Origin of the sequence: Georgenia ruanii (genome assembly GCF_009193175.1) — a bacterium.
In the GTDB taxonomy this organism is placed as follows: Bacteria; Actinomycetota; Actinomycetes; order Actinomycetales; family Actinomycetaceae; genus Georgenia; species Georgenia ruanii.
Genome location: NZ_VUKE01000013.1, coordinates 1 through 26573, shown reverse-complemented (window position 1 = coordinate 26573; position 26573 = coordinate 1). Strand labels below are relative to the sequence as shown.

Here is a 26573-nt window from a genome sequence, read left to right as displayed (position 1 = left end):
CAGCAGCCGCGCATCCCGGTGTGGGTGGTCGCCTCCTGGCCCGTGCCGCGGTCCATGAACCGGGCCGTGCGCGGGACGGCATCCTGCCCTCCCGGCACGGGGACCCGTTCGAGCCGTTCTCGACCGACGAGCTCCGCGAGGTGGTGGCCTGGACCACCGCGCAGCGCGCCGCGGCCGGCCGGACCGCGCCCTTCGACGTCGTCGTCGAGGGGGTGCTGCCCGACGACCCCGCCGCCGCGGCCGAGCGAGTGCGCGAGCTCGCCGCGGCGGGGGTCACCTGGTGGATCGAGTCACGGTGGGAGGGGGAGGCGGCCACGCCAGAGCGCCTGCTCGAGCGGGCCCGGCAGGGCCCGCCGCGGAACTGAACCCGTCCCGCCGCGGAACTGACCGCGCCCCGCCGGCACCGCTCAGTGCTGGTGCGAGGTCTCGTGCTCGGCGATCTGCTTGCGCACGTCGTCCATGTCCAGGCCCTTGACGCCGTCGATGAGCTGCTCGAGGCTCTTCGCCGGCAGCGCGCCGGCCTGGGAGAAGACGAGGATGCCGTCGCGGAACGCCATGAGGGTCGGGATGGCGCTGATCTCAAGGCCGGCGGCGAGGGCCTGCTCGGCCTCGGTATCCACCTTGGCGAAGGTGATGTCGGGGTGCTCCTCGGAGGCCTGCTCGTAGATCGGCGCGAACATCTTGCACGGGCCGCACCAGTCCGCCCAGAAGTCGACGAGGGTGATGCCCTCTCCGCTGACCGCCTTCTCGAACTCCTGGGTGGTGAGGTTCTTCGTCGCCATGCTGCGTCTCCTTCACGGTTGCTTATCGGCTACAACAACGTGCCTGCGCCAACATTCCCGGGCGCGGGGGCGCGGGGGCGCGGGGGCGCGGGGGCGCGGCGGATCGCGCGGTACCGCTCGCCGCGCCTGGCCGGGGCCGCTCGCCCGGCCCCGCCATCAGCGCAGGAGGACCAGCTTGCCCCGGACGTGCCGACCCTCGCTGAGCTGCAGCGCGCGGCGCGCCTGGTCCAGCGGGAAGCGCTCGGCGATCTCCACGCGCAGGCGCCCGTCGGCCACCAGGCCGAGCAGGCGGGCCAGGCGCTCGCGGTCGGCGTGGACGAAGACGTAGGCGCCGCCGAAGCGATCCTTGACGCTGGGGTCGAGGACGGACGCGACCCGGCCGCCCGCGCGCAGCAACCGGTCCGTGGCGTCCAGCGCCTCGCCGCCGACGAGGTCGATGACCGCGTCGACGCCGTCGGGCGCGGCGGCCCGGACGTTCTCGACCAGGCCCTCGCCGTAGGCCACCGGGGTCGCGCCCAGCCCGGCGAGGTAGTCGTGGTTGCGCGGGCTGGCCGTGCCGATGACGGTGGCGCCGCGCAGCCGGGCCAGCTGCACGGCGAAGGAGCCCACGCCGCCGGCCGCGGCGTGGACGAGCACGGTGTCGCCGGCCCCGACCTGCGCGGCGTCGAGCGTCATGTCGGCCGTCATGCCGGCCAGCGGCACGCAGGCGGCGACGTCGAAGGGCACCCCGTCGGGGATGTGCGCCCAGGACCGCTCCGACACGGAGACCACCTCGGCGAAGGTGCCGTCCTGGATGTGGTCCTTGCGGGCGTACGCGGCGACCCGGTCTCCGGGGGCGACGCCGCGCACGGCGGGCCCGACGGCGACCACCGTGCCGGCCACGTCCCAGCCGGGCACCACCGGCAGGTGATGGTAGAAGGCGCCCCGCAGCCGGCCGTGGAGGATCTGCCAGTCGACGGGGTTGATGCTCGCCGCCGCCATCTCGACGAGGAGCGTGTCCGGGCCGAGGGGCGGGGCGTCGAGCTCGGTGATCTCGAGGGCGTCGGGGCCGTCGAAGGACTGGATCGCTGCTGCCTTCATGCCCCCGAGCCTCGGACGGCCGGGGAGCGGCCGCAACCCGGTCGCTCGGCGTCCGCCGGCGTGCTCGGCCGGGGCCGGGGTCCCCAGGGCCGGGAAGGCCAGGCCGCGACCGCGGCCGCGAAGACTAGACCAGGGCCGCGGTCACCACGCCGCGGCCGGCGTCACCACGCCCGTTCGGCGGGGTGGATGCGCTCGAGGAAGTCGGCCAGCACGGCGTTGACGGCCTCCGGCGCGTCGAGGGTGGCGAGGTGGCCGGCGTCGGGGATGACGACCTGGCGGGTGAGCTCGCGCGGGGCCCAGCGGCGCATCGAGCTGTCGACGGTGCCGGTGTGGTCGGCCTCCCCGCGCACCAGGCACAGCGGGACCGGGGTGCGGTAGAAGCGCTTGCGCGTGCGGAAGCGCCAGGTGGCGGTCCACTCCTCCAGCAGCCGCTCGGGCTGCATCCGGGCGTAGGCCTGGGCCGCGTAGGTGCGCCCGGCGCGGCTGGTCGCCGAGCGCTGGGCGAGCACGCGGCGCAGCCGGCCCGGCGGCATCCGGCGCAGCAGCTGGCCCTTGACGGCGCCGGTGACCCGCTCGGTGAGCGTCACCCGGCCGGCGTTGGAGCCCGCGCCGATGACGACGAGCGCGCGCACGTGGGCGGGGTAGCGCCGGCTGTACTCCTGGACGATGGTGCCGCCGAGGCCCTGCCCGACGAGGACGGGTCGGACCAGGCCGAGCACCTCGAGGAGCCTCGCGAGGTCCTCGGTGGCCCGGTCGACGTCGAACGGCGCGTCCCACGGGCCGGACTCGCCGCTGCCGCGGCGGTCCCAGGCGATGACGCGGTGCCCGGCCTCGGTGAGGAAACGCACCTGCGCGTCGAAGACGGTGTGGTCGGTGCCGGCGCCGTGGGTGAGCACCACAGGGCCGCCCTCGCCGTGGTTCCAGTACCGCAGGCCGCAGCCGCTCACCTGGAGGGTCTCGCCGAGGTCGGACAGGGATGCCATAGCCGAAATCTAACGAACTTCCGGCGTGCGGCCTCGCCGTGCCCGCGCTGCGGACGACAACCGACCGGATCGATCGGGCAGATGTTGGGCCCGGAACCGGAAAGGGCGCGTCGCGGCGCGCGCCCTCCCGTGCCCAGTTGGTGAGCAGCGTCATACCGGTACTCGGGCGGTCACCGTACGCTGTTGGCCATGAGCGACACCCTTGTCTCGCCCGCGCAGGAGCCGGCCGCGTCCGCCGTCGACGTGCGCGCCGCCGTCGTCGACGTCGCCCGAGCCGCGAAGCACGCCTCGCGGGCGCTCGCGACCGCCACCCGGGCCCAGAAGGACGCCGCGCTGCACGCCATGGCGGACGCCCTGGTCGCCGGCGCCGCGCGCATCATCGAGGCGAACGGCGCCGACCTCGAGCGCGGCCGGGACGCGGGCATGAAGACCTCCCTGCTCGACCGGCTGGCCCTCGACGCGGACCGCATCGGCGCGATCGCCGACGCGCTGCGCGAGCTCGCGGCCCTGCCGGACCCGGTGGGCGAGGTGGTGCGCGGCTCGACGCTGCCCAACGGGCTGCGCCTGCGTCAGGTGCGGGTGCCGATGGGCGTCGTCGGGATGATCTACGAGGCGCGGCCCAACGTCACCGTCGACGCCGCCGGCCTGGCGCTGAAGTCCGGCAACGCCGTCATCCTGCGCGGTGGCTCCGCCGCCGCGAGCTCGAACGCCGTCATCGTGGAGATCCTCGCCGACGCGCTCGCCGCCCGGGGCCTGCCCCGCGAGCTGGTGCAGTCCATCGACGCCCACGGGCGGGCAGGCGCGGTCGAGCTCATGCGCGCCCGCGGGCTGGTCGACGTGCTCGTCCCGCGCGGGGGCGCGGACCTCATCCAGACGGTCGTGCGCGAGTCGGTGGTGCCGGTCATCGAGACCGGCGTGGGCAACTGCCACGTCTACGTCGACGCCGGCGCCGACGTCGCGCAGGCGGTGCCGATCGTGCTCAACTCCAAGACCCAGCGCACCGGCGTGTGCAACGCCGCCGAGACGCTCCTGGTCCACCGGGACGTGGCGGGGGAGTTCCTCCCGGCGGTGCTCGAGGCGCTGCGGGCGAAGGACGTGACCATCCACGGCGACGACGCCACGGCCGCCGCGGCGCCCGCGGGCCTGCGGCTCGAGCCGGCCACCGAGGCGGACTGGGAGACCGAGTACCTCTCGCTCGACCTCGCCGTGAAGGTGGTGGACTCCCTCGACGAGGCGCTCGAGCACATTCGGCGCTACTCCTCGGGGCACACCGAGGTCATCTGCACCCGCGACCTCGGCGCCGCCCGCCGGTTCACCACCGAGCTGGACGCCGCCGCGCTCATCGTCAACGCCTCCTCCCGCTTCACCGACGGCGGCCAGTTCGGCCTCGGCGCGGAGATCGGCATCTCGACGCAGAAGCTGCACGCCCGGGGTCCGATGGGGCTGGCCGAGCTGACCACGACCACCTGGATCGTCGAGGGCGACGGGCAGATCCGCGAATAGCCCGACCCCGCCGCGCCGGGCGTCACGGCCGGCGCGAGGCGCCGCACAACGCACCTCCCCAAAATCGGACGGCGATTACGGTTTCGTCGAGGGGCCCCATGGGGGACCATCGGCCCATGGAACCGGCCGTCATCGGGGACGTCGACACCGCCCTGGACCACCTGCACGCCGTCGTCGGCGACGTCCACCGCGCCATGACCACCGTGGTCCAGGGCAAGGACGAGGCGGTCCGCACCGCCCTGACCGTGCTCCTGGCCGGCGGTCACCTGCTCATCGAGGACGTGCCCGGCGTGGGCAAGACCCTGCTGGCCAAGACGCTCGCGCACACCATCGACTCCACCGTCCGGCGCATCCAGTTCACCCCGGACCTGCTGCCCTCGGACGTCACCGGCGTCAGCGTGTTCAACCAGGACACCCACGCGTTCGAGTTCCGCCCCGGCGCGATCTTCGCCAACGTGGTGGTCGGCGACGAGATCAACCGCGCGTCCCCGAAGACCCAGTCGGCGCTGCTGGAGTCGATGGAGGAGCACCAGGTCACCGTCGACGGGCGCACCTACCCGCTGCCCGGGCCCTTCATCGTCATGGCCACCCAGAACCCGCTGGAGATGGAGGGCACCTACCCCCTGCCCGAGGCCCAGCGCGACCGCTTCATGGCCCGCATCTCCATGGGGTACCCGTCCCCGGCGGCCGAGCTCGCCATGCTCGACACCCACGGCGCCGGCTCCCCGCTCGAGGGCCTGGCCCCGGTCACCGACGCGGCCACCGTCGCCGGCCTGGTCGGCGTGGTCGAGCGGCTTCACGCCAGCCCGGCGGTGCGGCAGTACGTGGTGGACCTGGTCACCGCCACCCGCGCCAGCCGGTACCTGCGGCTCGGCGCCAGCCCCCGCGCGGGCCTGCAGCTGCTGCGCGCGAGCCGGGCCCGCGCCGCCCTCCAGGGCCGCGACCACGTCCTGCCCGACGACGTCCAGGAGCTCCTCGTCCCCGTCCTCGCCCACCGGGTGCTGCTCGCCAGCGAGGCGGAGCTGAGCGGCATGGGCGCCCAGGACGTGCTCGGCGCCGTGCTGGCCGACGTTCCCGTCCCCAGCCGCCCGCGATGAGGCCGCTGCGGCTGACCACCCGCGGCCTGGCCTTCCTCGCCGCCGGGCTGGCGGCCGTGCTCGCCGCCGTCGTCCTCGGCTACCCCGACATCACCCGGATCGGGGTGCTCCTGGCCGCCCTGCCGGCGCTCGCCGTGCTGACCGGGTGGCGCCGCACGCCGCGGTTGGGCGTGCGGCGGAGCGTCGCCCCGGACCTGCTCTGGCCCGACGGCGAGGCCACCGTGACCCTCGAGGTGCGCAACGAGGGCCGGCGCCCCACCCTGCCGTTCCTCGCCACCGAGCGGCTGGACCCCGCCCTGGGCGACGCGCCGCGCCTCGTGCTGCCGCCCCTGCGGGTGGGCGAGCGGCACGCCGCGACCTACCGGCTCCATCCCGCCCGGCGCGGGGTCTACGCCCTGGGGCCGCTCGCCCTGGAGCTGCGCGACCCCTTCGGCCTCACCCGCGCCGGGCTCGAACCGGGGGACCCCGCCGAGCTCGTCGTCCTGCCGCGGGTGCACGAGCTCGGCGGCGTCCGCCTGCGCCGGGAGGGGGACGCGGGCGACTGGCACGTCCCGCACAGCGTCGCCCCCCAGGGCGAGGACGACATAAGCACCCGCCACTACCGCTACGGCGACGACCTGCGGCGCGTGCACTGGCCGGCCACCGCCCACCGCGGTCAGCTCATGGTGCGCCAGGAGGAGCGCCCGGCGCGCCGCCGCGCGACCCTCGTCCTGGACTCGCGCGCCAAGGCCCACTGGGGCACCGACGAGGACGGCTCGTTCGAGTGGGCGGTCAGCGCCCTCGCCTCCGTCGCGGTCCACCTCGGCCGGCAGGGCTGGTCGCTGTCCCTGGTCAGCGCCGACACCGTCCGGGAGGGCACCGCCGCGCGGGTGCTCGGCGCCGACGCCGTGCTGCGTGAGCTGGCCCGCGCCCGGGTGCACTGGGGCGACCTCGACCCGGTGCTGCGCGCCGCCCGGGAGCTGCCCGCCGGCGCGGTGGTCGCCGTGGCCACCGACCACGACGAGCCGGCGCTGCGGCGCCTGGTCCCGGCCCGCCCGCACGGGGCCGCGGGGGTGCTCCTGCTGGTGCGCGCCGAGACCTTCGCTCCCGGGGCGCTGGCCGACCCGCCCGGCCCCGGCGCCGCGGACCGGGCGGACCGCCTCGCCCGGCTCGCCCGCGCGGGGGGCTGGCGCACCGCGGTCGCCCGTGCCGGGGACCCGCCGAGCACGGTCTGGCGCGCCGCGACCGCGGCGCCGCCCGACCGCACGGCGGCCCGGACGGTGCCGGCCGCGACGGCCCCCACCGCCGCGGTTCCGACGGGGACGGCGACGGGGACGGCGGAGCCGGCCGGGACCGCCGCCCCGCCGGCGGTGGCCCGGTGAGCGCGGCCGACGTCGCGCAGCGGGTCCTGGTCGGGCTCCGCTCCGACCGGGCGCGGTGGCCCCAGGCGGGGCTGGCGGCCCTGACGACCGCGGTGGCGAGCTGGCCGGTCACCCTGCTGCTGAGCGACGCGAGCTGGCTGCTGCCGGCGCTGACCGGGCTCGGCGTCATCGCCGTCACCGGGGCGCTGGCCCGCGGCGCCGACCGCTCCGGGCCCGCCGTCGTCGCGCTGCAGGCGGCGGTCGCCGCCCTGGTGCTGTCGTGGATCCTCGTGCCGGGATACCACTGGCTCGGGCTGCCCCGGCTCGCGGCGGTGAGCGAGGCGGCCCGGCTCGTGGGGGAGGGCATCGCCACCATCCGGGACGAGACGGTGCCGGTCACCGCCCGCCCGGGCATGGTGCTCGTCGTCGTCGTGGCGATCGCGCTGGTGGGGCTCGCCGTCGACGCGCTCGCGGTCACCCGCCGGTCCCCGGCGCTGGCCGGGCTGCCGTTGCTGGCCGTGCTGACCGTCAGCGCGTCGGGCACCGGGGTCGCGCTGCACCCGAAGTTCTTCCTCGCCCCGGCGGCCGCCTGGCTGCTGCTCGTCGGCCGGCAGGGGGTGGGCGAGATCCGGGCCTGGCGCCGCGGCGAGACCCGGAGCGAGAACGGATCCAGGAGCGAGGGCGCAACGCAGAGCGAGGGCCGAGCCCGGGGCGAGGCGGCCCGGGGTGAGCACGAGGACCCCTTCAGCCACGACCGCGCCGAGGCCGAGCGCGGCGTGCGCCAGGGCGCGCAGGGCTACGCCCGCTGGGGCCGGGTGGTGGGCGCCGTCGCCGTCGTCCTCGCGCTGCTCGTGCCCGCCGCGCTGCCCCACCTGCCGCCCACCGTCCTGGCCCAGGGACTGGTCCGCGCCGCCGGCCAGGCCCAGGACGGCCCGGTGACCTTCACCGACACCCTCGACCTGGCCGCCGACCTCGCCAGCCGCAGCACCCGGCCCGTGCTGCGCTACCGCACCGACGACCCGATGGGCACCCCGCTGCGCGTCGCGGTGAGCACCACCTACGACGGGCGGCGCTGGGTGCCCGGCCCGGAGGAGCCGCCGGTGCAGCAGGGGTACCCGCTGCCCCCGGGCGGCATCGACGTCGAGCAGCACTCCCTGACGGTGTTCCACAACGAGCTGCGCGCCCCGCAGGTCGCGGTCCCGGCCACGCTCACCAACGCCGACTTCGGCTCGATCCGGTGGGGCATGCGGCCGGCGACCGGCGCCGTCGTCGTCGCCGAGCGCCCGGAGAGCTACGGGGCGAGCTACTGGCGCCTCCTCGGCGCCCTGCCCGAGGGGATGGGGCAGGGCGGCCCGCCGCCGGACGCCGATCCCGCCACCCTGGCCGTGGACCCGGCCTCCGCGCCGGTGGCGACGGCGCTCGCCCAGAAGCTCACCGGGGGCGCGACCAGCCAGGAGCAGGCCGGCATGGCCATCCAGTCCTACCTGCGCGGCAGCGCGTTCCGGTACTCCCTCACCCTGGCCGACCCGGTGCCCGGCCCGGACGGGCAGCCGCTCGACCCCATCAGCAACTTCCTCGAGACCAAGGTGGGCTACTGCGTCCAGTTCGCCACCGCGATGGTCATGATCGCCCGGGCCGCCGACATCCCGGCCCGGCTCGCGGTGGGCTTCCTGCCCGGCGAGAAGGGCGAGGACGGCGCCCGCACCGTCGTCGCGGCGGACGCACACGCCTGGCCCGAGCTGTACATCACCGGCCTGGGGTGGACCCGGTTCGAGCCGACCCCCGGCGCCCGGTCCGGCACCGCGCCCGTCTACCGCACCCCCGGGGCGCCGATCCAGCCCGCGCCCGCCCCCGCCCCGACGGCGGCGGCCGAGCGGCCCAGCATGGGCACGGGCCTCGGCGACACCCCGGTGCTGGACGAGCCGGCCTGGTGGGACGGGGCGCGGCGGTTCGTGGCGGGCGCGGGCGTCGGCGTCGCCCTGGTGCTGCTCGGCGCGCTGGTCCCGCTGGCCGGCCGGTGGCGGCGCAGGGGTGCCCGGCGCCGGGCCGGCGACGACGCGGCCGCGGTCGAGGGGGAGTGGGAGGCCCTCACCGCGACCCTGACCGACCTCGGCGTGACCGCCCCGCGCGCGGCCACCCCGCGCCAGCTGCGGGCCCACTACGCGCGCGCCGCGCCGCTGGACGCGGACGGCGCCCGGGCCCTGGCCCGCGCGGCCGGGCGGGTGGAGGCCGCGCGGTACGCCCCCGGCGGCGCCGCCGTGGGAACCATGGTCGACGACGTGCGCGAGGTGACCCGCCAGGTGCGGGCGGCCGCCCCCTGGCGCGCCCGGGTGCGGGCGGCGCTGTGGCCGCGCAGCGGGACCACCCAGCTGCGCGAGGCCACGGGGCGCCTGGGCCAGGTGCTCGGGGTCGGTGCGGCGGCCCGGGCGACGGAGAGCCCGAGGCGGCGCGCCGCGCCTCAGGCGCGACGGGCGGGGCGGAGCCTCACCAGGCGGTAGGCGCCGCACCGGGTCACGACGGCTCCGCCACCGGGGCCGCGGCAGGCGCGACCGGCGCACGCGTGCGGAGGGCCTGCGCCCCCAGACACACGCCCAGCGCCACCAACCAGGCCATGCCGCCGACGGCACCGATGCCCGGCGTGATCCACGCCAGCGCGACGAGCACCACCGGCAGCCCCGCCCACCCCAACGCCCGCGGGAGCCACCGCGACCGCAGGATGGCCAGGCTCGTCGCACCCACCAGCGCGGCCACCGGCGCGGCGAGAGCGAAGGCGCCGTCGTACGAGACGGCAAACACCACCCGGGCGATGGTCGCGTCACCGCTCTCGGCGACCGTGGTGGCGGCCAGCGAGAGCAGGACCTGGATGAGCACGCCGGCACCGAACAGCCCGCCGGCGATGACCACCACGGTGGCGAGGACCCGGCCCGGCGCCACCCGGCGCAGCTCGCCGTACAGGTAGGCCAGGAACCAGACGAACAGGAACAGGGCGAGCAGCTCGGCGTAGGCGGCCGCATAGAACTCGCGCTCCCGCTCGGTGAAGAGACGGACCAGGGTCTGGTCGGACGATCGCAGGGACGCCTGGCACGCCAGGCACTGGACCGTCGGCACGGTGATGAGCACCGCCATGGAGGCCAGGCCCGCGAGCGCGGCGAGGACGCCGAGAAGAGATCGGGACATGCGCCGGAGCCTAGGGCGGCCCGTCATGGGGCGGGCGAGGAACTGCCCCAGAAATTCGGGAATGACCGGAACGGATGACGTTCCTAGGCTCGGGGCGTGCAGGCGGTCGACGACGACCGCCCCGGACGAACGGACCCCTCCATGCTCAGGACCATCGGCACCCGCGTGCTGGCCGGCCTGCTCGCCGCCGTGGCGGTCGGCGTGCTCGCCGGTGCGATGGCGCGGCTGCTCATGCGGCTGGTCGCCCTCCTCGGCGACGGGGAGACGCGCTTCTCGGCGCTCGGCACCTTCTTCATCGTCCTCGTGTTCGTCGGTGCCATGCTGCCCGGCGCGCTGACCACGGCCCTGGGGGCCCGGCGGACCGGCTACGGGCTGCTGGCGCTGGGCGCGGCGTTCCTCCTCTTCGAGGCCGTCAACATCGCGGTGCAGGACGACGCCGCTGAGCTCGTCCGGGCCGGCGGGTCCCGGCTCCTGCTGGTGGTCCTCGTGCTGGGCGCCTTCGTCGTCGTCGCCGCGGGGGAGGCCTGGGGCATCGCCCGGCTCGCCCGGGCACTCGCGCGGCGCACCGTCGGCGGCGGCGCGCCGCTCACCGGCGTCCCCGTCCGGGAGGCGGCGGCCGGCTGACGCCGGCGCGACCGCCTGCGCGTCCCGGCACGGCGGCGCGCCCCCGTGCCGACGGCGGCGGAGGGGCCGGTCAGCCGAACGGCACCCCGCTGCCCTCGAGGAGCGGGCGCACCTCGACCGCGCCGTACGAGGCGACGGGGTGCTGCGCCGCCACCTCGAGGGCCTCCGCGTGGCTGTCGCACTCGATGAGGGCGTAGCCGGCGATGACCTCCTTGGCCTCCGTGTAGGGCCCGTCGGAGACCTGCGGGCGGCCGTCGCGCACGCGCACGGTCCGGGCCTCGACGTGCGGACGCAGCTGGCTCGTGTGGCGCATGACGCCGCGACGCACGGTGTCCTCGCTCCACGTGCCGCAGCCGGGCGGGGTGACGTCCGGGCGGTCCTCCGCCTCGGGGACGGCGATCAGCAGCAGGTACTTCACGGGTCCTCCCTTGGGTTCGGAGCCGAGCATGGCACCTCCCGCCCACACCGGGGCCGCGGGCGCGCTACTCCGCCGGGCGGGGGGCGGCCGGCTCGACGCCCGGCACCGCGCAGACGCCGTCGACGCACACGCCCGCCCCCGCCTCACCGAGCGGCTCGAGCCCGCCGACACCCTCGAGCCCGGGTAGGCCGCCGAGCCCGCCGACACCGCCGAGCCCGAGGAGGCCGCCGCGGTCGGACAGAGACGGGCCCCCCGTGCTCGCCGGCGTCGCGGTCGCGACCTGGCCGGCGCGCGCCGGTTCCGGGGCGCTCACCGGGCCGCCTGGCCCGCGGGCTCCCCGGCGTCGCGCTCGGCGGCGGCCCGGCGCAGCGCCTCGGCGAAGACCTCGGGGCTCTGGGCGCCCGAGACGCCGTACTTCTCGCCCACGACGTAGAAGGGCACGCCCTGGATGCCGAGCTGGCGGGCGGCCGCGATGTCGGCCTGGACGTCGGCGCGGTAGGTGCCCTCGGCGAGGACGCGGCGCGCCTCCTCCGGGTCGAGCCCGGCCTCGGCCGCGAGGGCCACCAGGTCCTCCTCGTGCCCGACGTGGCGGCCCTGCTCGAAGTAGGCCGAGAAGAGTCGCTCGGCGACCTCGAGCTGCAGGCCCTGGGTCTTGGCGTGGTGCAGGAGCTCGTGGGCCTTGAGCGTCTTGGTGTGCTGCACCTTGTCGAAGTCGTAGGCCAGGCCCTCGGTGGCGGCCAGCTGGGTCATCTGCCCGAGCATCTGGGCGACCTGCTCACGCGGCATGCCCTTGTGGCCGGCGAGGAAGTCCACCTCGCTGCCCTCGAAGTCCACCGGCGTGTCCGGGGCCAGCTCGAAGGAGTGGTAGACGACCTCGACCTGCCCGTCGAAGGCGGCGGCGGCCGACTCGAACCGGCGCTTGCCGATGTAGCACCACGGGCAGGCGATGTCGGACCACACGTGCACGGAGATGGGTTGGCTCATGCCGGGTCAACCCGGCGGCCGCGCCGAGCATTCCGTGCCGGTGCCGTCCGCGCTCGCGTCACCCGGCGTTCACCGCCCCGTGGGTTACCGCTCTGCTGGGTCCGATAAGGTCCCCGCCGCCCATCGACCCAGGAGGACACGTTGCCCATCTCCCGCTCCCTCGTCGGCGCCGGCCTGGCCCTGGTGGCCGCGCTGTGCGCAGCGCCGGCGTCGGCCGCGCCCGCCCCGCAGGCGCCCGCTTCGCACGCCGCGCCCACCCCGGCGCAGCACGCGCCGTCCCAGGACGCCTTCAGCTTCGCCGTCATCGGCGACGTGCCCTACGGCACCGCGGCCGGCGCGGCCTTTCCCGGCCAGATCCGGCAGATGAACGAGGACGACCTGCGCTTCGTCGCGCACGTCGGCGACATCAAGGACGGCTCGTCCGAGTGCTCCGACGCCTACTTCGCCGGCATCCGATCAGCGCTGGACACCTTCGAGCACCCGCTCGTCTACACCCCCGGCGACAACGAGTGGGTGGACTGCCACCGCACCAACAACGGCGCCTACGACCCGCTCGAGCGGCTGGCCACAGTCCGCGAGGTCTTCTTCCCGGTGCCCGGCAAGACCCTCGGTGCCACCATGCCGGTGCGGTCCCAGGCCGCGCTCGGGCTGCCGGAGAACGTCACCTTCGGCCACGACCGCGTGGCCTTCTCCGTCGTGAACGTCCAGGGCAGCAACAACGCCCTCCAGCCGTGGGCCGGTCGCGGCCTGTCCGAGCCGACGACGGCGCAGCTCGCCGAGGTCGAGCACCGCACCGCCGCCGTCGTCGCGCAGCTGCGGACCACCTTCGCCGAAGCGACCCAGCGGCACGACCGCGCCGTCGTCATCCTCACCCAGGCCGACATGTTCGACCCCGCCCAGCTGGCCGGCGCCCAGGCGGACCCCGCGGCCGTCAGCGGCTCCCGGGAGATCGTCGCCGCGCTCGTGGCGGAGACCAACCGGTTCGACGGGCCCGTGTACCTCATCAACGGCGACAGCCACGCCTACGCCGTCAACGCTCCGCTGGCCGCGGGGTCGCCGTGGCTCGCGGTCTACGGCGCGGCCCCGGCCGACGACCTGCGCCGCGTGACGGTCGACGGTGCGGCGAACGCCACGAGCTACCTGCGTTTCACCGTCGCGCCGAACGCCGCCCGCACGGACGAGGTCCTGACCTGGGAGGCCGTCCCGTTCGCGTCGTGACGGCGCCCGCCGATCGAGGCCGCACGGGCCGCGGGCGGAGCGGAGGGGCAGGGCCCGACCGCCGCGGCGGGACCTGCTCCTCGGCCGGAGGCGCGCACCGTGGTGCGGGCCTCCAGCCGGGTCCTCATCAGCGCGTGAAGACGCTCATGAGGATCTCGAGCACCATCCGCTGGAAGCGGTTGAGGCGCTCGCTCGCGTGCCGGGACTCGTGGCCGGTGGCCTCCTCCGCGCGCTCGGCGCCGTCCGCCGCCGCCTCGGCGGGGTGGTCGGCGGTCTCGCTCGGCGTGCCGGCGTGGTCCGTGGCGGCGCCCTCGGCGGCCTCGGGCGTGGGCTCGGCGGACTCGTCCGCGGGGGACGCCGGGGTGCTCGGGGCCGGCGCGGGGGTCTGACCCGCCGTCGGGCCGGTGGCGGTCGGCCGCTCCGGCTGCGGCGCGGGGGCCTGGGGCGCGGGCGCCGGAGCGCTGTCCGTCGTCGGCGACGGGGCCGGCGTCAATGGTGCGGCCTTCGGGGCGGGCGTCAATGGTGCGGCCTTCGGGGCGGGCGTCGGCGGTGCGGCCTTCGGGGTGGGCGTCGGCGGTGCGGCCTTCGGAGCCGGAGACGACGGTGCGGGCTTGGGGGTGGGGGACGCCGTGGCGCGGTCGCCGGAGATCCCCCCCGCGTAGCGGCCGAAGTTCTGCGTCGCGTACACCTCGCCGGCGGCGTTCTGGGCGATGCCGACCCCGGTGTGGGTCATGTTCGCGTCGAGGATGTTGCGCCGGTGGCCGGGGGAGCCGATCCAGTCGTCGACGAAGACCTTGGCCATCTCGCTCACGCTGTAGCCCTGCAGGTAGGCGACGTTCTCGGCCCACGCCGAGGCCCCGGCGGGCATCTGGTCGGCGTAGCGGGGGTTGTGCGACATGGTGCCGCGGTCCGCCTGGTTCTGGCTCCAGCCGCGGGCGACGGAGTCGATGCCGCTGTTGCGGGTGAGCGGGGCGACCCCGTTGGCGGCGCGGTAGGCGTTGACCTGGGCGACGATCGCCGCCTCGAGCTGCGCGGCCGTCGAGGCCTGGAGCGCGGCGGGGGCGGCCGTGACCGGGGCGGCCGTGGCCGGGGCGGCGGCCAGGCCGGCGGGGATTGCGACTGCGGCGGCGGCCACGGCGGCGAGGGCGGATCGGCGCTGGCGGGAGGACAGGACAGTCACGGCTGGTTCTCCTGGGGAGGGTGAAGGACGGGCGTCAAGGTAACAGTTCGATAACGTCCGTTGTTGGGCCGGTCCAGGGACGGCCGCCGCCGGGGCCGGGTGTGGCGCGGCACTGCCCCGGAATCCCGGCCCTACCAGCGCTGACGCGCCATCGGTGCGGGCGGCCGGATCGACGTGAGAACGGCGACGAAAGTCGCGCCCGGGTTTCTCCGGGCGAGCGGCGGAGGGACACTGGACCCATGACCTCCTCCGGCAAGCGTCCGCATCTCGCCAACAGCCCGTTCAACGCGGCCCGGGAGGCGGCAGCCGCGCAGGCGGCCCCGATCGCCGTCGGCGAGCAGGTCAGCCACGACCGCCACGGGCTCGGCCGCGTGGTCGCCCTCGACGGACCCGCCTCGGTCATCGTCGACTTCGGCAAGGGCGAGCGCCGCCGGGTGGCGCTGAACAGCCCGCGCCTCGAGCGCCTCTGACGCACCGCGCGCCGGGACCGGGTCCGGTCTGACGTACCCGCGCGCCGGGACCGGGTCCGGCGCGCCGCAGCTCACCCGCCGCCGCGCTGACCTCGCACCACACCGGGTCTCCTCGCGCGGCGGTGCCGAGGTGCGCCCATTTGCCATCGCTCGTACGGTCGGAGCACGGACAGCAGCCCCCGGCCCACCAGGAGGACGCATGGCCGAGACCGCGATCGACGACGAGCTCTGGGACGAGTTCCACGTCCTGGTGAACATGACCTCGGCGGAGCTGCGTGACTGGCTCACCACGTCGGCGGCCGGCGAGGAGGGCGAGGTTCTGCCCGACCAGGCCGGCAACGAACGGTCCCGCACGGTGCTGGAGGTGCTCGGCAAGCGCCGCACCGACCTCACCGACGACGACATCGTGGTGATGCGCGACGTCGTCGAGCAGATCCGCGCCGCGCGCGGGGAAGAGCCCGAGCCCACCGCCGGGTCGGAGGCGTGGCGGCACCGTCTCATGTCGCTCGGGCACGACCCGCTCAAGCCCAGCTGAGGAGGAGACGATGGCCTCGAAGAGCCACACGACCACCGACCACGACGAGATCCGCACCTGGGTCGAGCAGCACGACGGCAAGCCCGCGAGCGTGCGGGGCACCGAGAGGTCCGAGACGGCCGGCGTGCTCCGCATCGACTTCCCTGGCGGGGCCGGCGCCAAGGAGCTCGAACACATCAGCTGGGACGACTGGTTCGCCAAGTTCGACGAGGAGAAGCTCGCCTTCCTCTACCAGGAGCAGAAGGCGGACGGCTCGGACAGCACCTTCTTGAAGCTGGTCGCCCGCGAGGGTTGACCGGGCGGGCGCGCCCGACATCGGAGCCGGGCGGATCGTCGGCGCCGCGGCCGGGACCGGTCGCGGCCACCTACACATGAGGGGAACGCACCGATGAGCACCAGCGAGACCGGCGAGGTCACCGGCACCAAGGACAAGGACTACAACATCATCTGGTTCACCGAGGCGTGCCTGTCCAACGCCCTGCGGTTGGAGACCTACATCCAGGACGCCGAGCGCGAGGGCGACAACGAGCTCGCCGAGTTCTTCCGCAAGGCCCAGCACGACAGCCGCAAGGGGGCCGAGCAGGGCAAGGCGATGCTCGCCAAGCGGCTCTCCGCCGGCAGCTGACCGACCAGCCCACGTGCGCGCCCCGTCCGTCGGCGGGGCGCGCGCCCCTGCCGGAGGGAGACCGCATGACCGCCGCCCCCAACCCCGCCTGGCCGCCCGCCGCCTTCGAGGCCCGCCGCGTCGTCGTCACCGGCGCCGACTCCGGCATCGGCAGGGCCACCGCCGTCGCGCTGGCCGCGCCGGGCCGCCACATCGCCCTGACCTGGCACGAGGACGACGACGGCGCCCGCCGCACCGCCGCGGAGATCGCTGCGCACGGGGCCACCGCGCACGTCCGGCGCCTGGACCTCACCGACCCCCGGGACGGCGCCGCGGTCGTCGACGCCCTGGTGGGGGAGATGGGCGGCTTGGACGCCCTGGTGATGTGCTCGGGCACCGGCAGCGCCGAGCTCCTTCTGGGCATGGACTACGACCGGTGGCGCCAGGTGGTGGGCGTCGACCTCGACGGGGCGTTCTGCTGCCTCACGGCCGCGGCCCGGCACATGGTCGACGGCGGCACCGGCGGGCGCATCGTCGCGATCACCTCCGTGCACGAGCACGCCCCGCGCGTGGGCGCCGGCCCGTACTGCGCGGCCAAGGGCGGGCTCGGGCTGCTGGTCACGGTCGCGGCCCTCGAGCTGGCCGAGCACGGCATCACGGTCAACGCCGTCGCGCCGGGGGAGATCGCCACCCCGATGACCGGGCAGGAGGACGAGAGCGTGCTGCAGGGCAAGGACCGCCCTGGCATCCCCGTCGCCCGGCCGGGCGACGCGCGCGAGATCGCCGCCACGGTGGCGTTCCTGTGCGGCCCGGACGCCGGGTACGTCACCGGCGCGTCCTGGGTGGTCGACGGCGGCATGCTGCAGATGGGCCCGCAGGCGGGCTCGCACCTGACGAGCGACGACTGGCGCCGGCCGTGACCGCCGCGCACCGCAAGCGCATCGGCTTCCTCTCCTTCGGGCACTGGCAGGCCGTGCCCGGCTCGCGCACCCGCACCGCGGCCGAGGCGCACCTGCAGACCGTCGAGCTGGCCGTCGTCGCCGAGGAGCTCGGCCTCGACGGCGCCTTCGTGCGCGTGCACCACTTCGCCCGCCAGCTCGCCTCGCCGTTCCCGCTGCTGGCGGCGATCGCGGCGCGCACCCGGCGGATCGAGCTGGGCACCGCCGTCGTCGACATGCGCTACGAGAATCCCCTGTACCTGGCCGAGGAGGCCGCGGCCACCGACCTGATCAGCGGCGGGCGGCTGCAGCTGGGGATCAGCCGGGGCTCGCCCGAGCCGGCCCTGCGCGGCTACGAGTCCTTCGGGTACGTGCCCGGGCACGGGCGCAGCGACGCCGACATGGCCCGCGAGCACGCGGAGATCTTCCGCGCCGCGGTCGCCGGGACGCCGGTGGCGCGGGCGGACCCGCAGATGACCGGCTCGGCCGGCGGGCTGGCGATCCAGCCGCACTCCGCGGGGCTGGGCGAGCGGATCTGGTGGGGGTCCGGGACCCGGCGCACCGCCCGGTGGACCGCCCAGCAGGGGATGAACCTCATGAGCTCGACCCTGCTCTCGGAGGACACCGGGGTGCCCTTCGACGAGCTGCAGGCCCAGCAGATCGCGGCCTACCGCGAGGCGTGGCGGGCCGCCGGGCACGAGCGCGAGCCGCGGGTCTCGGTCAGCCGCAGCGTCATCCCGCTGACCACCGACGAGGACCGGGCCTACTTCGGCGGCCGCGCCGAGGAGAACGAGGACCAGGTCGGCTTCCTCGAGGGGGTCGTGGCCCGGTTCGGCAAGAGCTACACCGGCGAGCCGGACGTCATCGCCAGGGAGCTCTCCGGCGACGCCGCCGTCCAGGCGGCCGACACCGTGCTGCTCACCGTGCCCAACCAGCTCGGGGTGGACTACAACGCGCACCTGCTCGAGTCCGTCGCCCGGCACGTCGCCCCGGCGATCGGGTGGGCGCCGGCGCCGGCCTGAGCCCGCGGGGCCACCTCGCCTCCGCGCCCCCGGAGGCACGCGACGTCTCGGTGCGCCGCCCCGTCCCCTCCGCGGCGGGCCCCGCGCTCGCCTCCCCCGGCGCCGGTCCGCGAGGATGCCCCCATGGGCTGGCACGAGCACGCGATCTTCTGGCAGGTCTACCCGTTGGGCTTCCTCGGCGCCGAGCCGGTGCTCGCCGAGGATCAGGCGGTGACCCACCGGCTGCCGCGGCTGGTGGACTGGCTCGACTACGCCGTCGACCTGGGCGTCTCGGGCCTGCTGCTCGGCCCGGTGTTCACCTCCTACAGCCACGGCTACGACACCATCGATCACTTCGCCATCGACCCGCGCCTGGGCGATCTGGACGACTTCGACGCCCTCGTGGCCGCCGCGCACGCGCGCGGGCTCAAGGTCGTCCTCGACGGGGTGTTCAACCACGTCGGCTCGCGCCACCCGCTCGTGCGGGCGGCCCTGGGCCGGCCGGGCGCGCCCGAGGGCGGGCTCTTCCACGTCACCTGGCCGGCGCAGGGCGAGCCGACCTACGCCACCTTCGAGGGCCACGGGGGCCTGGTGGCCCTCGACCACGACGCCGCCGCCGTGGCCGAGCTCGTCGGGGAGGTCATGCGCTACTGGCTCGGCCGGGGCGCGGACGGGTGGCGCCTGGACGCCGCCTACGCCGTCCCGCCGGCCTTCTGGGCCCAGGTGCTGCCCGGCGTGCGCGAGGAGTTCCCGGAGGCGTACGTGGTGGGCGAGGTCATCCACGGCGAGTACGCGGCGATCGTGGCCGAGTCCGGGATGGACGCCGTGACCCAGTACGAGCTGTGGAAGGCCATCTGGAGCTCGCTCAACGACCGCAACCTGTGGGAGCTCGACCACGCCCTGGGCCGGCACAACGCCATGCTGGACACCTTCGCGCCGCTGACCTTCGTGGGCAACCACGACGTCACCCGCCTGGCCACCCGGCTCACCGACGACCGCCACCTGCCCCACGCGCTCGTCGTGCTGCTCACCGTCGGCGGCACGCCGAGCCTGTACTACGGCGACGAGCAGGGCCTGACCGGCCTCAAGGAGGAGCGCCTGGGCGGCGACGACGCCATCCGCCAGCCGTTCCCCGCCGCGCCCGCGGACCTCCCCGACGAGGGGTGGCCGGTCTACCGCCTGCACCAGGAGCTGATCGCCCTGCGCCGGCGCCACCCCTGGCTGCACCGGGCCCGCACCCGCACGCTGACCCTCACCAACGAGGTGCTCGCCTACGAGGTCACGGCGCCGCGGGGCCCCGCGGCGGGCCGCCTCCTCGTCGTCCTCAACCTGGCCGACGGCGACGCGGAGGTGGCGTACGAGGCGACGCCGGCGCCCGCGGTGCTCGCCGGGCACGCGGCCGCCGGCGACGGGCTCGTCCGGGTGCCGGCGCACGCGTGGGCGGTGCTGGGATAACCGCTCACACCAGCCGCGGCGCCGAGAAGGGGCGGAAACGGTGCATCTCGTCGTCGCCGTCGGGACGGATCACGCCCCAGCGCGACTCCGGCACCTCGTGCCACGCCCCGGGCAGGTCGCGCAGCGGCTCGGAGACGATGAGGCGGGACTCCTCGCCCAGCAGCCGAAGCACGGGCAGCTCGGGGTGCAGCTTGCGCATCGTCGCCACCTCGGCGGAGTAGAACAGCGACCGGGACTTGCCCACGCTGGAGTACCGGAACCCCCACACCGACTCCCCGTCGGAGGTCGCCACCGTCATCTGGACCGGGTGCATGACCCGGTGCCGGGCGGCGACGTCCTCGACGAAGCCGACCGCCCGCTCGACCGCCGCGGGCGGGTCGTCCATCAGCCCCATGGTCAGCGCGAGGTAGAAGAGCACCTCCGAGTCGGTGGAGCCCTCGATGTACGGGTACAGGTCGGGGTCGACGACGGCGTCGAGGTCGCGCTTGAGGTGCGGGAAGCCGGTGATGCCGCCGTTGTGCATCCACATCCAGCGGCCGTAGCGGAACGGGTGGCAGTTGGTGCGCTGGACCGGGGCTCCGGTGGAGGCGCGCACGTGCGCGAAGAACAGGCTCGTGCGGATCTGGCCGGCCACCTCGCGCAGGTTCTGGTCGTTCCAGGCCGGCTCGATGCTCTTGAACAGCGCGGGGGCCTCGCCCTCGCCGTACCAGCCCAGCCCGAAGCCGTCCCCGTTCGTCGTCGTCGCCCCGAGCTTGGAGTGCAGGCTCTGGTCGATCAGTGAGTGGGTGGGCTTGAAAAGCAGCTCCTCGGCCAGGACCGGCGAGCCGGAGTACGCCAGCCAGCGGCACATCGTCCTCACCTCCTGGGAGGCCAGTGAACCGGCTCGGTGCGCGGCGCGCACGACGGGCCGCGCCGGCGGAGCGCGGCCCGGCGCGGCCCGGCCCGGCGCACCCCGGCCCGGCGCCGGCACCGCCCGGGGCCGTCCCCGGGCGGCGCCGGGCTCACCAGCCGGTGGCGGCCAGCAGCCGTTCGCGCATGTCGGCGGCCAGCGTGGCGGAGTAGTCCGCGGTGAGGTGGTTGTCGTCGAGGTAGACGTGGACGTTGCCGATGACGGGCCGGCAGACGCCGTCCGGGCAGAGCCGGTCGGTCAGGTCGACGAGATGGACGCCGGGGATCGCGTCGAGGGGCACCGCCGGGTTGGTGGGGGCGAGGGCCGTCTCGAGCGGCACCTCGCACGCCGCCGCGCCGCGGTCCTCGACGCACTGGTACATGTTGAAGGTGAACCGCGGGTTGTCCCGGATCCCGACGACCTCGATGCCGCGGCCGGTCAGCTCCCGGACCAGCTGCTCGTACCCGGTGACCTCACGTTCGTCCGGGGCGCTGGGCGCCGCCGCGGTGGCGACGGTGAACACGGCGTCGGGCTGGACGTCGAGCACGTAGTCCTTGGCCGCCGCGAGCCAGCCGGCGCAGAAGTCCGACTGGCCGGCGGTGGGCTCGCCGAACGCGCACCCGCCCTTGAGCAGGCCCACGAGCTGCCAGTTGCGCTCTCGCGCCACGGGCTCGAGCGCGGCCATCCACTGCTCGGCGTGGGAGTTGCCCACGACGAGGACCACCTTGCTCGGCTCGCCCTCGACGAGGGTCTGGGTGCACTCTTCCAGCCGCGGGTCGGACGGCGCGAACCGGCCCTGGCACTGGTGGTCCAGGTGCACCCACTGCCGGTCGAGCTGGGTCGCCAGGGGCAGGGTGGGGGCCGACGCGTCGCCGGGGACGCCTGTCCGCAGGGTCAGGGCACCGGGGTTGGTCGCCGCGCCGCTGACGCCGGCGGCCTGGGCGGTGCGGGTGAGGTCCGTCTGCCAGGCGGCCGCGGGCACCGCGACGACGGTCAGGCACGCGGCCACGACGGCCGCCATCCGCCACCGACGCGCCTCGGTCCAGGCGGCGCGGCGCAGCGGGGTCTCCACGAGGCGGGTGATCAGGTAGGCGGCGACCACCGAGGCGGCGATGATGGCCAGCCCGGCGGCGAGGGAGGCGCGGGCCTCGCCGGCCACGGCGAGGTAGGTCGTGAGGATCGGCCAGTGCACGAGGTAGAGGGCGTAGGAGACGTTGCCCATCCCGACCAGCGGGCGGGCCGAGAGCAGCCGGTCCGCGCCCAGCCGCGAGCCCGTCTGTCCGGCCACGATGACCAGCGCGGCGGCACCGATGGGCCACAGCGCGACGACGCCCGGGAAGGACTGGCCCACCGGCAGCAGCAGCCCGCACGCGAGCATGGCGACGACGCCCGTCCAGCCCAGCACCACCCGCAGTAGGCGCGGGGCGCGCAGGTACGGCAGCGCGAGGGCCAGCAGCGAGCCGGCGGCGAACTCCCACAGGCGGGCGCGGGTGTCGAAGTATGCGAAGGCCTGATTGGTCGCCGTCTCGTGGACGGAGAAGGCGAGGGAGGCGACGAAGACCAGGCCGAAGGCCACCGCGAGGACGGCGCGGTAGCGCCAGCCGAGGCGGCGGCTCAGCCACGCGCCGCCGGCGAGCACGAGCGGCCACAGGAGGAAGACCTGGCCCTGGATCGACAGGGACCAGAAGTGCTGGAGCGGGCTGGCCAGGGAGTCGTCGCTGGCGTAGTAGTCCACCGAGGTGGCCGCGAGCAGCCAGTTCTGGGCGTAGAGCAGAGATGCCCAGGCCTGGTCGAGCACGGCGGCCCAGCGCGACGGCGGCAGCCACAGCCAGGCGGCCGCGAGCGTGCCGACGATCGTGACCGCGGCGGCCGGCATGAGCCGTTTGAAGCGGTGCAGCCAGTGCCGGCCGAGGGCGAGCGGCCGGTCCTCCTCGACCTTGCGCGTGAAGGACAGGGTGAGGAGGAAGGCCGAGATCATGAGGAAGATGTCCACCCCGCCGGAGACCCGGTCGAGGAAGACGTGGTAGGTCACGACCATCAGCACCGCGAGGGAGCGCAGGCCCTGGATCTCGGGACGGAAGCGGCGCGGCGCCGGGGCGCGAGGCGCCACCCGGGGCGGCCCGCCCGCCTCGGGGCGCGGGGAGTCCTCGAGCCCCGGGCGCGCGGGGGCAGCCGGCACGGCGGAGTTTCGGGAGAGACTTAACGACACCTGTCGATGGTATGGTCCCCCGTCGTGGGGGCGGCCGTGAGAGTGGTCTCATTGCCGGGCTTCCCGGTCGGGAACGTGCCCCGGAACGGTCGAGAACCGGAGGGTTTTCGAGCAAGGCGGCTGAGCCGCGGCGCCGGCGGGCGGCCGGCCGCTCGAGGTGCGGAAATTCGTGACTGCCGTTTACTGCCGACATGACCCGAAACTGGCGCCGGCTGCGTGGCCTGCTCGCCGGCCTGCTCCTGGCCGGCCTCGCCGCGGGCTGCTCCGCCACCATCCCGACCGACCCCGACGGCACCCTCGAGCGCGTGCGCGGCGGCGTCCTGCGGGTCGGCGTCTCGCCCAACCCGCCGTGGACGATCGTCACCGCCGAGGACGCCCCGCCCTCCGGCACCGAGGCGGTGCTCGTGGAGGAGTTCGCCCGGACCCTCGACGCCGAGGTCGACTGGACCGTCGGTGGGGAGGAGTCCCTCGTCGCGCGGCTCGAGCGCGGCCAGCTCGACCTCGTCGTCGGCGGCCCGACGGCCCGCTCGCCCTGGGCGCAGAAGGCGGCGCTGACCTACCGCTACGCCGAGGCGGTGGGCCCGGAGGGGGCGAAGGAGCTGCACGTCATGGCCGCGCCGAAGGGGGAGAACGCCTTCCTCGTCGAGCTCGAGAGCTTCCTCCTGGGCAAGGAGCTAGCATGAGCGCGCGGTTCGGGAACACGGAGCTGCCCGCCGAGCAGGAGCGGGCCCTGCGCCGGGCGATGCGGCTGGAGTGGGTGTCGCTCGTCTACCTCGTCACCGCCGTCGTCCCCGTCTACCTGGTCATGGGCTCCTCGCAGGCGATGAAGGCCGCCTGGGCCGAGGACATGCTCTCCTTCATCCCGCCCATCGCGTTCCTCGTCGCGGTGCGGGTGACCCGCCGCGCCCCGAGCCCGAAGCACCCCTTCGGCTACCACCGCGCGATCGGCGTGGGGCACCTCGTCGCCGCCACGGCGCTGCTGAGCATGGGCGCCCTGCTCGTGTGGGACTCCGCCACCCGACTGGTCACGGCCGAGCACCCGCCCGTCGGCCTCATCGACGTCGCCGGCCACGCGGTCTGGTCCGGCTGGCTGATGATCGTCGTGCTGGCCTGGACCGGCATCCCGCCGGTGATCCTCGGCCGGCTCAAGCTGCCGCTCGCGCGCACCCTGCACGACCGGGTGCTCTACGCCGACGCGGACATGAACAAGGCCGACTGGATGACCGCCGGCGGCGCCGTCGTCGGCATCCTCGGCATCGGGGTGGGGCTGTGGTGGGCCGACGCCGTCGCCGCCCTGTTCATCGCCGCCAGCATCGTGCGCGACGGCGTGTCGAACCTGCGCGTGGCGGTCGCCGCCCTCATGGACGCCCGGGCCTCCACCTACGACGGCGAGGAGCCGCACCCGCTCGTGCGCGAGGTCGACGCCCGGCTCGAGGCGCTGCCGTGGGTGGGGCAGGCGCGCTCGCGGGTGCGCGACCTGGGCCACGTCTTCCACGTCGAGTCCTTCGTCGTGCCGGCCGGCGGAACGGCGCCGATGCTGGCCGAGCTGGTCGACGCGCGCGAGCGGGCGGTGGCGGCGGACTGGAAGATCCAGGACCTGGTGGTCGTCCCGGTGGTGGAGCTCCCCGAGGAGTTCCTGCCCGGCGTGCACGAGGTGGTGGCCGGGCACGACGCCGGCCGGTAGCACGCCATCGGCCGGTGGCGCGGCTACGCCTCGTCGTCGCCCGGCGGGCCCAGCACCGCACCGCCGGCGGCCGCGGCGCCCCGCGGGCGGTACGTCGCGACCCGCACGGACACGGTCACCGGCGCGGGATCGGGCAGGGCGGCCACCCGCCGGCGCCGCTCCTCCGCCGGCAGGTGGAAGGCGCTGGGCCCCATCCCCACCAGCGCCTCGACGTCCGCGCGGCCCAGCCGCAGCTCGTACGCCACCTCCTCGACGGCGGCGCGCTCGAACCCGGCCAGCCGGGTGGCGAGGCGCTCGTCCTTGGCCTCGTCCACGCTGACCAGGCCGAGCGGGCCGACGAGCTCGCGCAGGTGGTCCGCCGTCGGCGCGACGACGACGAACACCCCCGTGCGGCTGAGCACCCGCTCGACCTCCGCCGCCGGCCGGGGCCCGAAGGTGCTGAGGACGACGTCGGCCGCGGCGTCGCGCAGCGGCAGCTCGCCCAGGAGGTCCGCGCCGATCGCCGCGGCCCGCGGGTGGGCGCGGGCGGCCCGCTTGAGCGCGGGCACCGAGACGTCCAGGCAGGCCCCGTCCCAGCCCGGGAGCTCCCCGAGCACCCGGGCGAGGTAGTACCCGGTGCCGCCGGCCAGGTCGACGACCAGGCCGCCCACGGTCGCCGTCGTGCGCGCCACCGCGTCCGCCAGCGCGGCCGCCACCGGCGCGTAGTGCCCGCCGGCCAGGAACGCCTCACGGGCGAGGACCATCGCGGCGGTGTCCCCGGTGACGTGGCGGCGGCCGGTGACCAGGTTGAGATACCCCTGCCGGGCGAGGTCGAAGGCATGGCCGTTCGCGCAGCGCACCGGGCCGGCGGTGAGCTGGAGCGTGCCGGCGCACACCGGGCAGCGCAGCCGGGGGAGCACGCCGACAAGCGCCGGGGGGATCGCCGTCGTCATGGCGGCATCCTGCCCGCGGTCCGGGCGGCGCGTCACGCTCACCACGCCCGGCGGGCCCTGACGGCGCCGGGGGGCGCAGTCGTGACACACTAGGCCCCTGACCGCCGGGACTGGAGAAAGGACCCCCATGACCAGCTCGCTCGTGAGGTTTGCCGCAGAGACGCAGACCACCAGCCCCACCCTGACCGTCGAGCCGTGGGTGCTCGGCGTGCTGACCTTCGGCGTCTTCGTGCTGCTCCTGCTGCTGACGTTCGCGTTCCGGCACACCTACCACCGCCACGCGGTGAACAAGGTGAACGCGCAGGCGCCGCAGCACCACTGAGCCACCGAGGGGACGAGGGACACGAGCATGGCGTGGGGCGCGAAGCAACGGCGCCGGATCGGTGTCATGGGTGGCACGTTCGACCCGGTGCACCACGGCCACCTCGTGGCTGCGAGCGAGGTGCGCGACGCCTTCAACCTCGACGAGGTCATCTTCGTCCCCACCGGTGAGCAGCCCTTCAAGCAGGGCAACGAGGTCACCGCGGCCGAGCACCGCTACCTCATGACCGTGATCGCGACGGCGTCCAACCCGCGCTTCACCGTCTCGCGCATGGAGATCGACCGGCCCGGCACCACCTACACCATCGACACCCTGCGCGACCTGCGCCGCGACCTGCCCGACGCCGAGCTGTTCTTCATCACCGGCGCCGACGTGCTGCCGCAGATCCTCACCTGGAAGGACGCCGACGAGCTCTGGTCGCTGGCCCACTTCATCGGGGTCACCCGGCCCGGGCACGACCTGGACATGACGGGCCTGCCCGCGGCCGGGGTCTCGCTCATGGAGGTCACGGCCATGGCCATCTCCTCCACCGAGTGCCGGGCGCGGGTGCGGGGGGGCAAGCCGGTGTGGTACCTGGTGCCCGACGGCGTCGTGCAGTACATCGCCAAGTACGGGCTGTACCTGCCCGAGGACGACGCCGGCGTGGGCCGGGAGACGATGGACCGGGACGTCGCGGCGACGCGCGCCGACGTGCCGCCCCGCATCGTGGAGGCAGCGAAGTGAGCCAGGAGCCGAGCACCGAGACCGGCGGGCTGGGGGAGCGGCGCCGCCGGCGCGAGGCCGAGCGGGCCGCCGCCGCCCAGGCCGAGCGCGAGGGGCGGCCGCTGAGCCGCAAGGAGATCCGCCGCCGCCAGCTGGAGGAGGAGGCCCGCCGGGAGGCCATCGCCACCGGCGAGCTGCAGCTGTTGGACGAGCAGGGCAACCCGCTGAACTCGGACCAGGCCGCCGCGCGCGCCGCCGGGTCGGCGGACGCGGCGCCCGTGCGGCGGCGCGAGCGCCGCGAGGCACCCGCCTCGGGCGCGCCCGCCTCCACCGGGCCCGCCCGCGCGCAGGCCGGCGCCGTCCAGGACGCCCCCGCGTCGGCCCGCCCGGCCGAGCCCGCGCCGGCGCCCGAGCCGGCCTTCGCCGGCGCCCCGGCCCGTCGGGCT

29 protein-coding genes and 1 pseudogene are annotated in these 26573 nt (G+C 75.7%); 20 read left to right on the top strand and 10 right to left on the bottom strand.

All coding sequences use genetic code 11. The annotated features are described in order from the left end of the window. The first annotated feature begins 20 nt into the window (after positions 1–20). Positions 21–365 carry a hypothetical protein gene (locus GD880_RS20785; RefSeq protein WP_226909664.1) on the top strand — a complete coding sequence of 115 codons (345 nt, stop codon included), beginning with the start codon at positions 21–23 and terminating at the stop codon, positions 363–365. A gap of 42 nt (positions 366–407) precedes the next feature. Here GD880_RS20785 and trxA read toward each other — a convergent pair whose 3' ends face one another. The 3 genes from trxA to GD880_RS13280 form a co-directional block, all read right to left on the bottom strand. Then, on the bottom strand, positions 408–782 hold the full coding sequence (gene trxA / locus GD880_RS13290; RefSeq protein ID WP_152232107.1) for a thioredoxin: 375 nt from the start codon (positions 780–782) through the stop codon (positions 408–410). A gap of 156 nt (positions 783–938) precedes the next feature. Next, positions 939–1862, bottom strand: coding sequence for an NADP-dependent oxidoreductase (locus GD880_RS13285; RefSeq protein WP_152232106.1), 924 nt, complete (start codon positions 1860–1862; stop codon positions 939–941). A 161-nt stretch (positions 1863–2023) separates the two neighbouring features. Continuing rightward, positions 2024–2845, bottom strand: coding sequence for an alpha/beta fold hydrolase (locus GD880_RS13280; RefSeq protein WP_152232105.1), 822 nt, complete (start codon positions 2843–2845; stop codon positions 2024–2026). A gap of 189 nt (positions 2846–3034) precedes the next feature. Between GD880_RS13280 and GD880_RS13275 the strand changes: the two genes are divergently transcribed. From GD880_RS13275 to GD880_RS13260, 4 genes are all read left to right on the top strand, one after another. Then, the gene (locus GD880_RS13275) at positions 3035–4348 is read left to right on the top strand and encodes a glutamate-5-semialdehyde dehydrogenase (protein ID WP_152232104.1); all 1314 of its coding nucleotides are present in this window, start codon (positions 3035–3037) and stop codon (positions 4346–4348) included. A 116-nt stretch (positions 4349–4464) separates the two neighbouring features. Then, entirely contained in the window at positions 4465–5445 is a 981-nt protein-coding gene (locus GD880_RS13270; protein ID WP_152232103.1) for an AAA family ATPase, read from the top strand. Continuing rightward, the gene (locus GD880_RS13265) at positions 5442–6806 is read left to right on the top strand and encodes a DUF58 domain-containing protein (RefSeq protein ID WP_152232102.1); all 1365 of its coding nucleotides are present in this window, start codon (positions 5442–5444) and stop codon (positions 6804–6806) included. Before GD880_RS13270 ends, GD880_RS13265 begins: the two co-directional genes overlap by 4 nt. Beyond that, positions 6803–9283 (top strand): transglutaminase family protein, encoded by a 2481-nt coding sequence (locus tag GD880_RS13260; RefSeq protein WP_152232101.1) that lies wholly within the window; start codon positions 6803–6805, stop codon positions 9281–9283. The genes GD880_RS13265 and GD880_RS13260 overlap by 4 nt, the downstream gene beginning before the upstream one ends. A 13-nt stretch (positions 9284–9296) precedes the next feature. On the opposite strand, the gene GD880_RS13255 is transcribed toward GD880_RS13260, so the two are convergent. Next, entirely contained in the window at positions 9297–9962 is a 666-nt protein-coding gene (locus GD880_RS13255) for a hypothetical protein (RefSeq protein WP_152232100.1), read from the bottom strand. Between the two features lie 96 nt (positions 9963–10058). Between GD880_RS13255 and GD880_RS13250 the strand changes: the two genes are divergently transcribed. Further along, positions 10059–10586, top strand: a complete 528-nt coding sequence (locus GD880_RS13250; RefSeq protein WP_152232099.1) for a hypothetical protein — start codon at positions 10059–10061, stop codon at positions 10584–10586. Positions 10587–10656: 70 nt separating this feature from the next. On the opposite strand, the gene GD880_RS13245 is transcribed toward GD880_RS13250, so the two are convergent. Next, positions 10657–11004, bottom strand: a complete 348-nt coding sequence (locus GD880_RS13245; RefSeq protein WP_226909647.1) for a YciI family protein — start codon at positions 11002–11004, stop codon at positions 10657–10659. A 28-nt stretch (positions 11005–11032) separates the two neighbouring features. Here GD880_RS13245 and GD880_RS20395 point away from each other — a divergent pair, with 28 nt between their 5' ends. Continuing rightward, a complete protein-coding gene (locus GD880_RS20395; protein WP_193314509.1) occupies positions 11033–11191 on the top strand; it encodes a hypothetical protein in 159 nt (52 codons plus the stop codon). Between the two features lie 122 nt (positions 11192–11313). On the opposite strand, the gene GD880_RS13240 is transcribed toward GD880_RS20395, so the two are convergent. After that, on the bottom strand, positions 11314–11988 hold the full coding sequence (locus GD880_RS13240) for a DsbA family oxidoreductase (RefSeq protein ID WP_152232097.1): 675 nt from the start codon (positions 11986–11988) through the stop codon (positions 11314–11316). 141 nt (positions 11989–12129) lie between these two features. Between GD880_RS13240 and GD880_RS13235 the strand changes: the two genes are divergently transcribed. Then, positions 12130–13206 carry a metallophosphoesterase family protein gene (locus GD880_RS13235; protein ID WP_193314508.1) on the top strand — a complete coding sequence of 359 codons (1077 nt, stop codon included), beginning with the start codon at positions 12130–12132 and terminating at the stop codon, positions 13204–13206. 127 nt (positions 13207–13333) lie between these two features. Here GD880_RS13235 and GD880_RS13230 read toward each other — a convergent pair whose 3' ends face one another. Beyond that, positions 13334–14386, bottom strand: coding sequence for a CAP domain-containing protein (locus GD880_RS13230; RefSeq protein ID WP_152232096.1), 1053 nt, complete (start codon positions 14384–14386; stop codon positions 13334–13336). A 239-nt stretch (positions 14387–14625) separates the two neighbouring features. Between GD880_RS13230 and GD880_RS13225 the strand changes: the two genes are divergently transcribed. The 7 genes from GD880_RS13225 to GD880_RS13195 all read left to right on the top strand — a co-directional run bounded on the left by GD880_RS13225 (position 14626) and on the right by GD880_RS13195 (position 19389). Beyond that, positions 14626–14856 carry a hypothetical protein gene (locus GD880_RS13225; RefSeq protein WP_152232095.1) on the top strand — a complete coding sequence of 77 codons (231 nt, stop codon included), beginning with the start codon at positions 14626–14628 and terminating at the stop codon, positions 14854–14856. 199 nt (positions 14857–15055) lie between these two features. Continuing rightward, a complete protein-coding gene (locus GD880_RS13220) occupies positions 15056–15391 on the top strand; it encodes a DUF3140 domain-containing protein (RefSeq protein WP_152232094.1) in 336 nt (111 codons plus the stop codon). Positions 15392–15401: 10 nt separating this feature from the next. After that, positions 15402–15686 (top strand): hypothetical protein, encoded by a 285-nt coding sequence (locus GD880_RS13215; RefSeq protein WP_152232093.1) that lies wholly within the window; start codon positions 15402–15404, stop codon positions 15684–15686. A gap of 93 nt (positions 15687–15779) precedes the next feature. Continuing rightward, positions 15780–16016: a hypothetical protein gene (locus GD880_RS13210; protein WP_152232092.1), complete on the top strand. Its 237-nt coding sequence runs from the start codon at positions 15780–15782 to the stop codon at positions 16014–16016. Between the two features lie 65 nt (positions 16017–16081). Next, a complete protein-coding gene (locus tag GD880_RS13205) occupies positions 16082–16915 on the top strand; it encodes an SDR family oxidoreductase (protein ID WP_152232091.1) in 834 nt (277 codons plus the stop codon). Continuing rightward, on the top strand, positions 16912–17955 hold the full coding sequence (locus tag GD880_RS13200) for an LLM class flavin-dependent oxidoreductase (RefSeq protein ID WP_152232090.1): 1044 nt from the start codon (positions 16912–16914) through the stop codon (positions 17953–17955). The genes GD880_RS13205 and GD880_RS13200 overlap by 4 nt, the downstream gene beginning before the upstream one ends. A 123-nt stretch (positions 17956–18078) precedes the next feature. After that, complete coding sequence (locus tag GD880_RS13195; RefSeq protein ID WP_152232089.1) at positions 18079–19389, top strand: alpha-amylase family glycosyl hydrolase; 1311 nt, start codon at positions 18079–18081, stop codon at positions 19387–19389. Between the two features lie 4 nt (positions 19390–19393). On the opposite strand, the gene GD880_RS13190 is transcribed toward GD880_RS13195, so the two are convergent. Continuing rightward, positions 19394–20239, bottom strand: coding sequence for a class II glutamine amidotransferase (locus GD880_RS13190; RefSeq protein ID WP_152232088.1), 846 nt, complete (start codon positions 20237–20239; stop codon positions 19394–19396). A 151-nt stretch (positions 20240–20390) separates the two neighbouring features. After that, a complete protein-coding gene (locus GD880_RS13185; protein WP_226909659.1) occupies positions 20391–22388 on the bottom strand; it encodes an acyltransferase family protein in 1998 nt (665 codons plus the stop codon). A gap of 290 nt (positions 22389–22678) precedes the next feature. Here GD880_RS13185 and GD880_RS13180 point away from each other — a divergent pair, with 290 nt between their 5' ends. Both GD880_RS13180 and GD880_RS13175 read left to right on the top strand, forming a co-directional pair. Next, positions 22679–23170, top strand: a complete 492-nt coding sequence (locus GD880_RS13180) for a transporter substrate-binding domain-containing protein (protein WP_152232087.1) — start codon at positions 22679–22681, stop codon at positions 23168–23170. After that, positions 23167–24171, top strand: coding sequence for a cation diffusion facilitator family transporter (locus GD880_RS13175; protein WP_152232086.1), 1005 nt, complete (start codon positions 23167–23169; stop codon positions 24169–24171). The genes GD880_RS13180 and GD880_RS13175 overlap by 4 nt, the downstream gene beginning before the upstream one ends. A 23-nt stretch (positions 24172–24194) precedes the next feature. On the opposite strand, the gene GD880_RS13170 is transcribed toward GD880_RS13175, so the two are convergent. Next, complete coding sequence (locus GD880_RS13170; RefSeq protein ID WP_152232085.1) at positions 24195–25103, bottom strand: putative RNA methyltransferase; 909 nt, start codon at positions 25101–25103, stop codon at positions 24195–24197. A gap of 127 nt (positions 25104–25230) precedes the next feature. Here GD880_RS13170 and GD880_RS13165 point away from each other — a divergent pair, with 127 nt between their 5' ends. The 3 genes and pseudogenes from GD880_RS13165 to GD880_RS13155 all read left to right on the top strand — a co-directional run. Further along, positions 25231–25425, top strand: a complete 195-nt coding sequence (locus tag GD880_RS13165; protein ID WP_152232084.1) for a hypothetical protein — start codon at positions 25231–25233, stop codon at positions 25423–25425. A 27-nt stretch (positions 25426–25452) separates the two neighbouring features. Beyond that, entirely contained in the window at positions 25453–26148 is a 696-nt protein-coding gene (nadD, locus tag GD880_RS13160) for a nicotinate-nucleotide adenylyltransferase (RefSeq protein WP_152232083.1), read from the top strand. Continuing rightward, positions 26145–26573: pseudogene (locus GD880_RS13155) on the top strand (hypothetical protein); the annotation flags it as partial. The gene nadD and the pseudogene GD880_RS13155, both read left to right, overlap by 4 nt.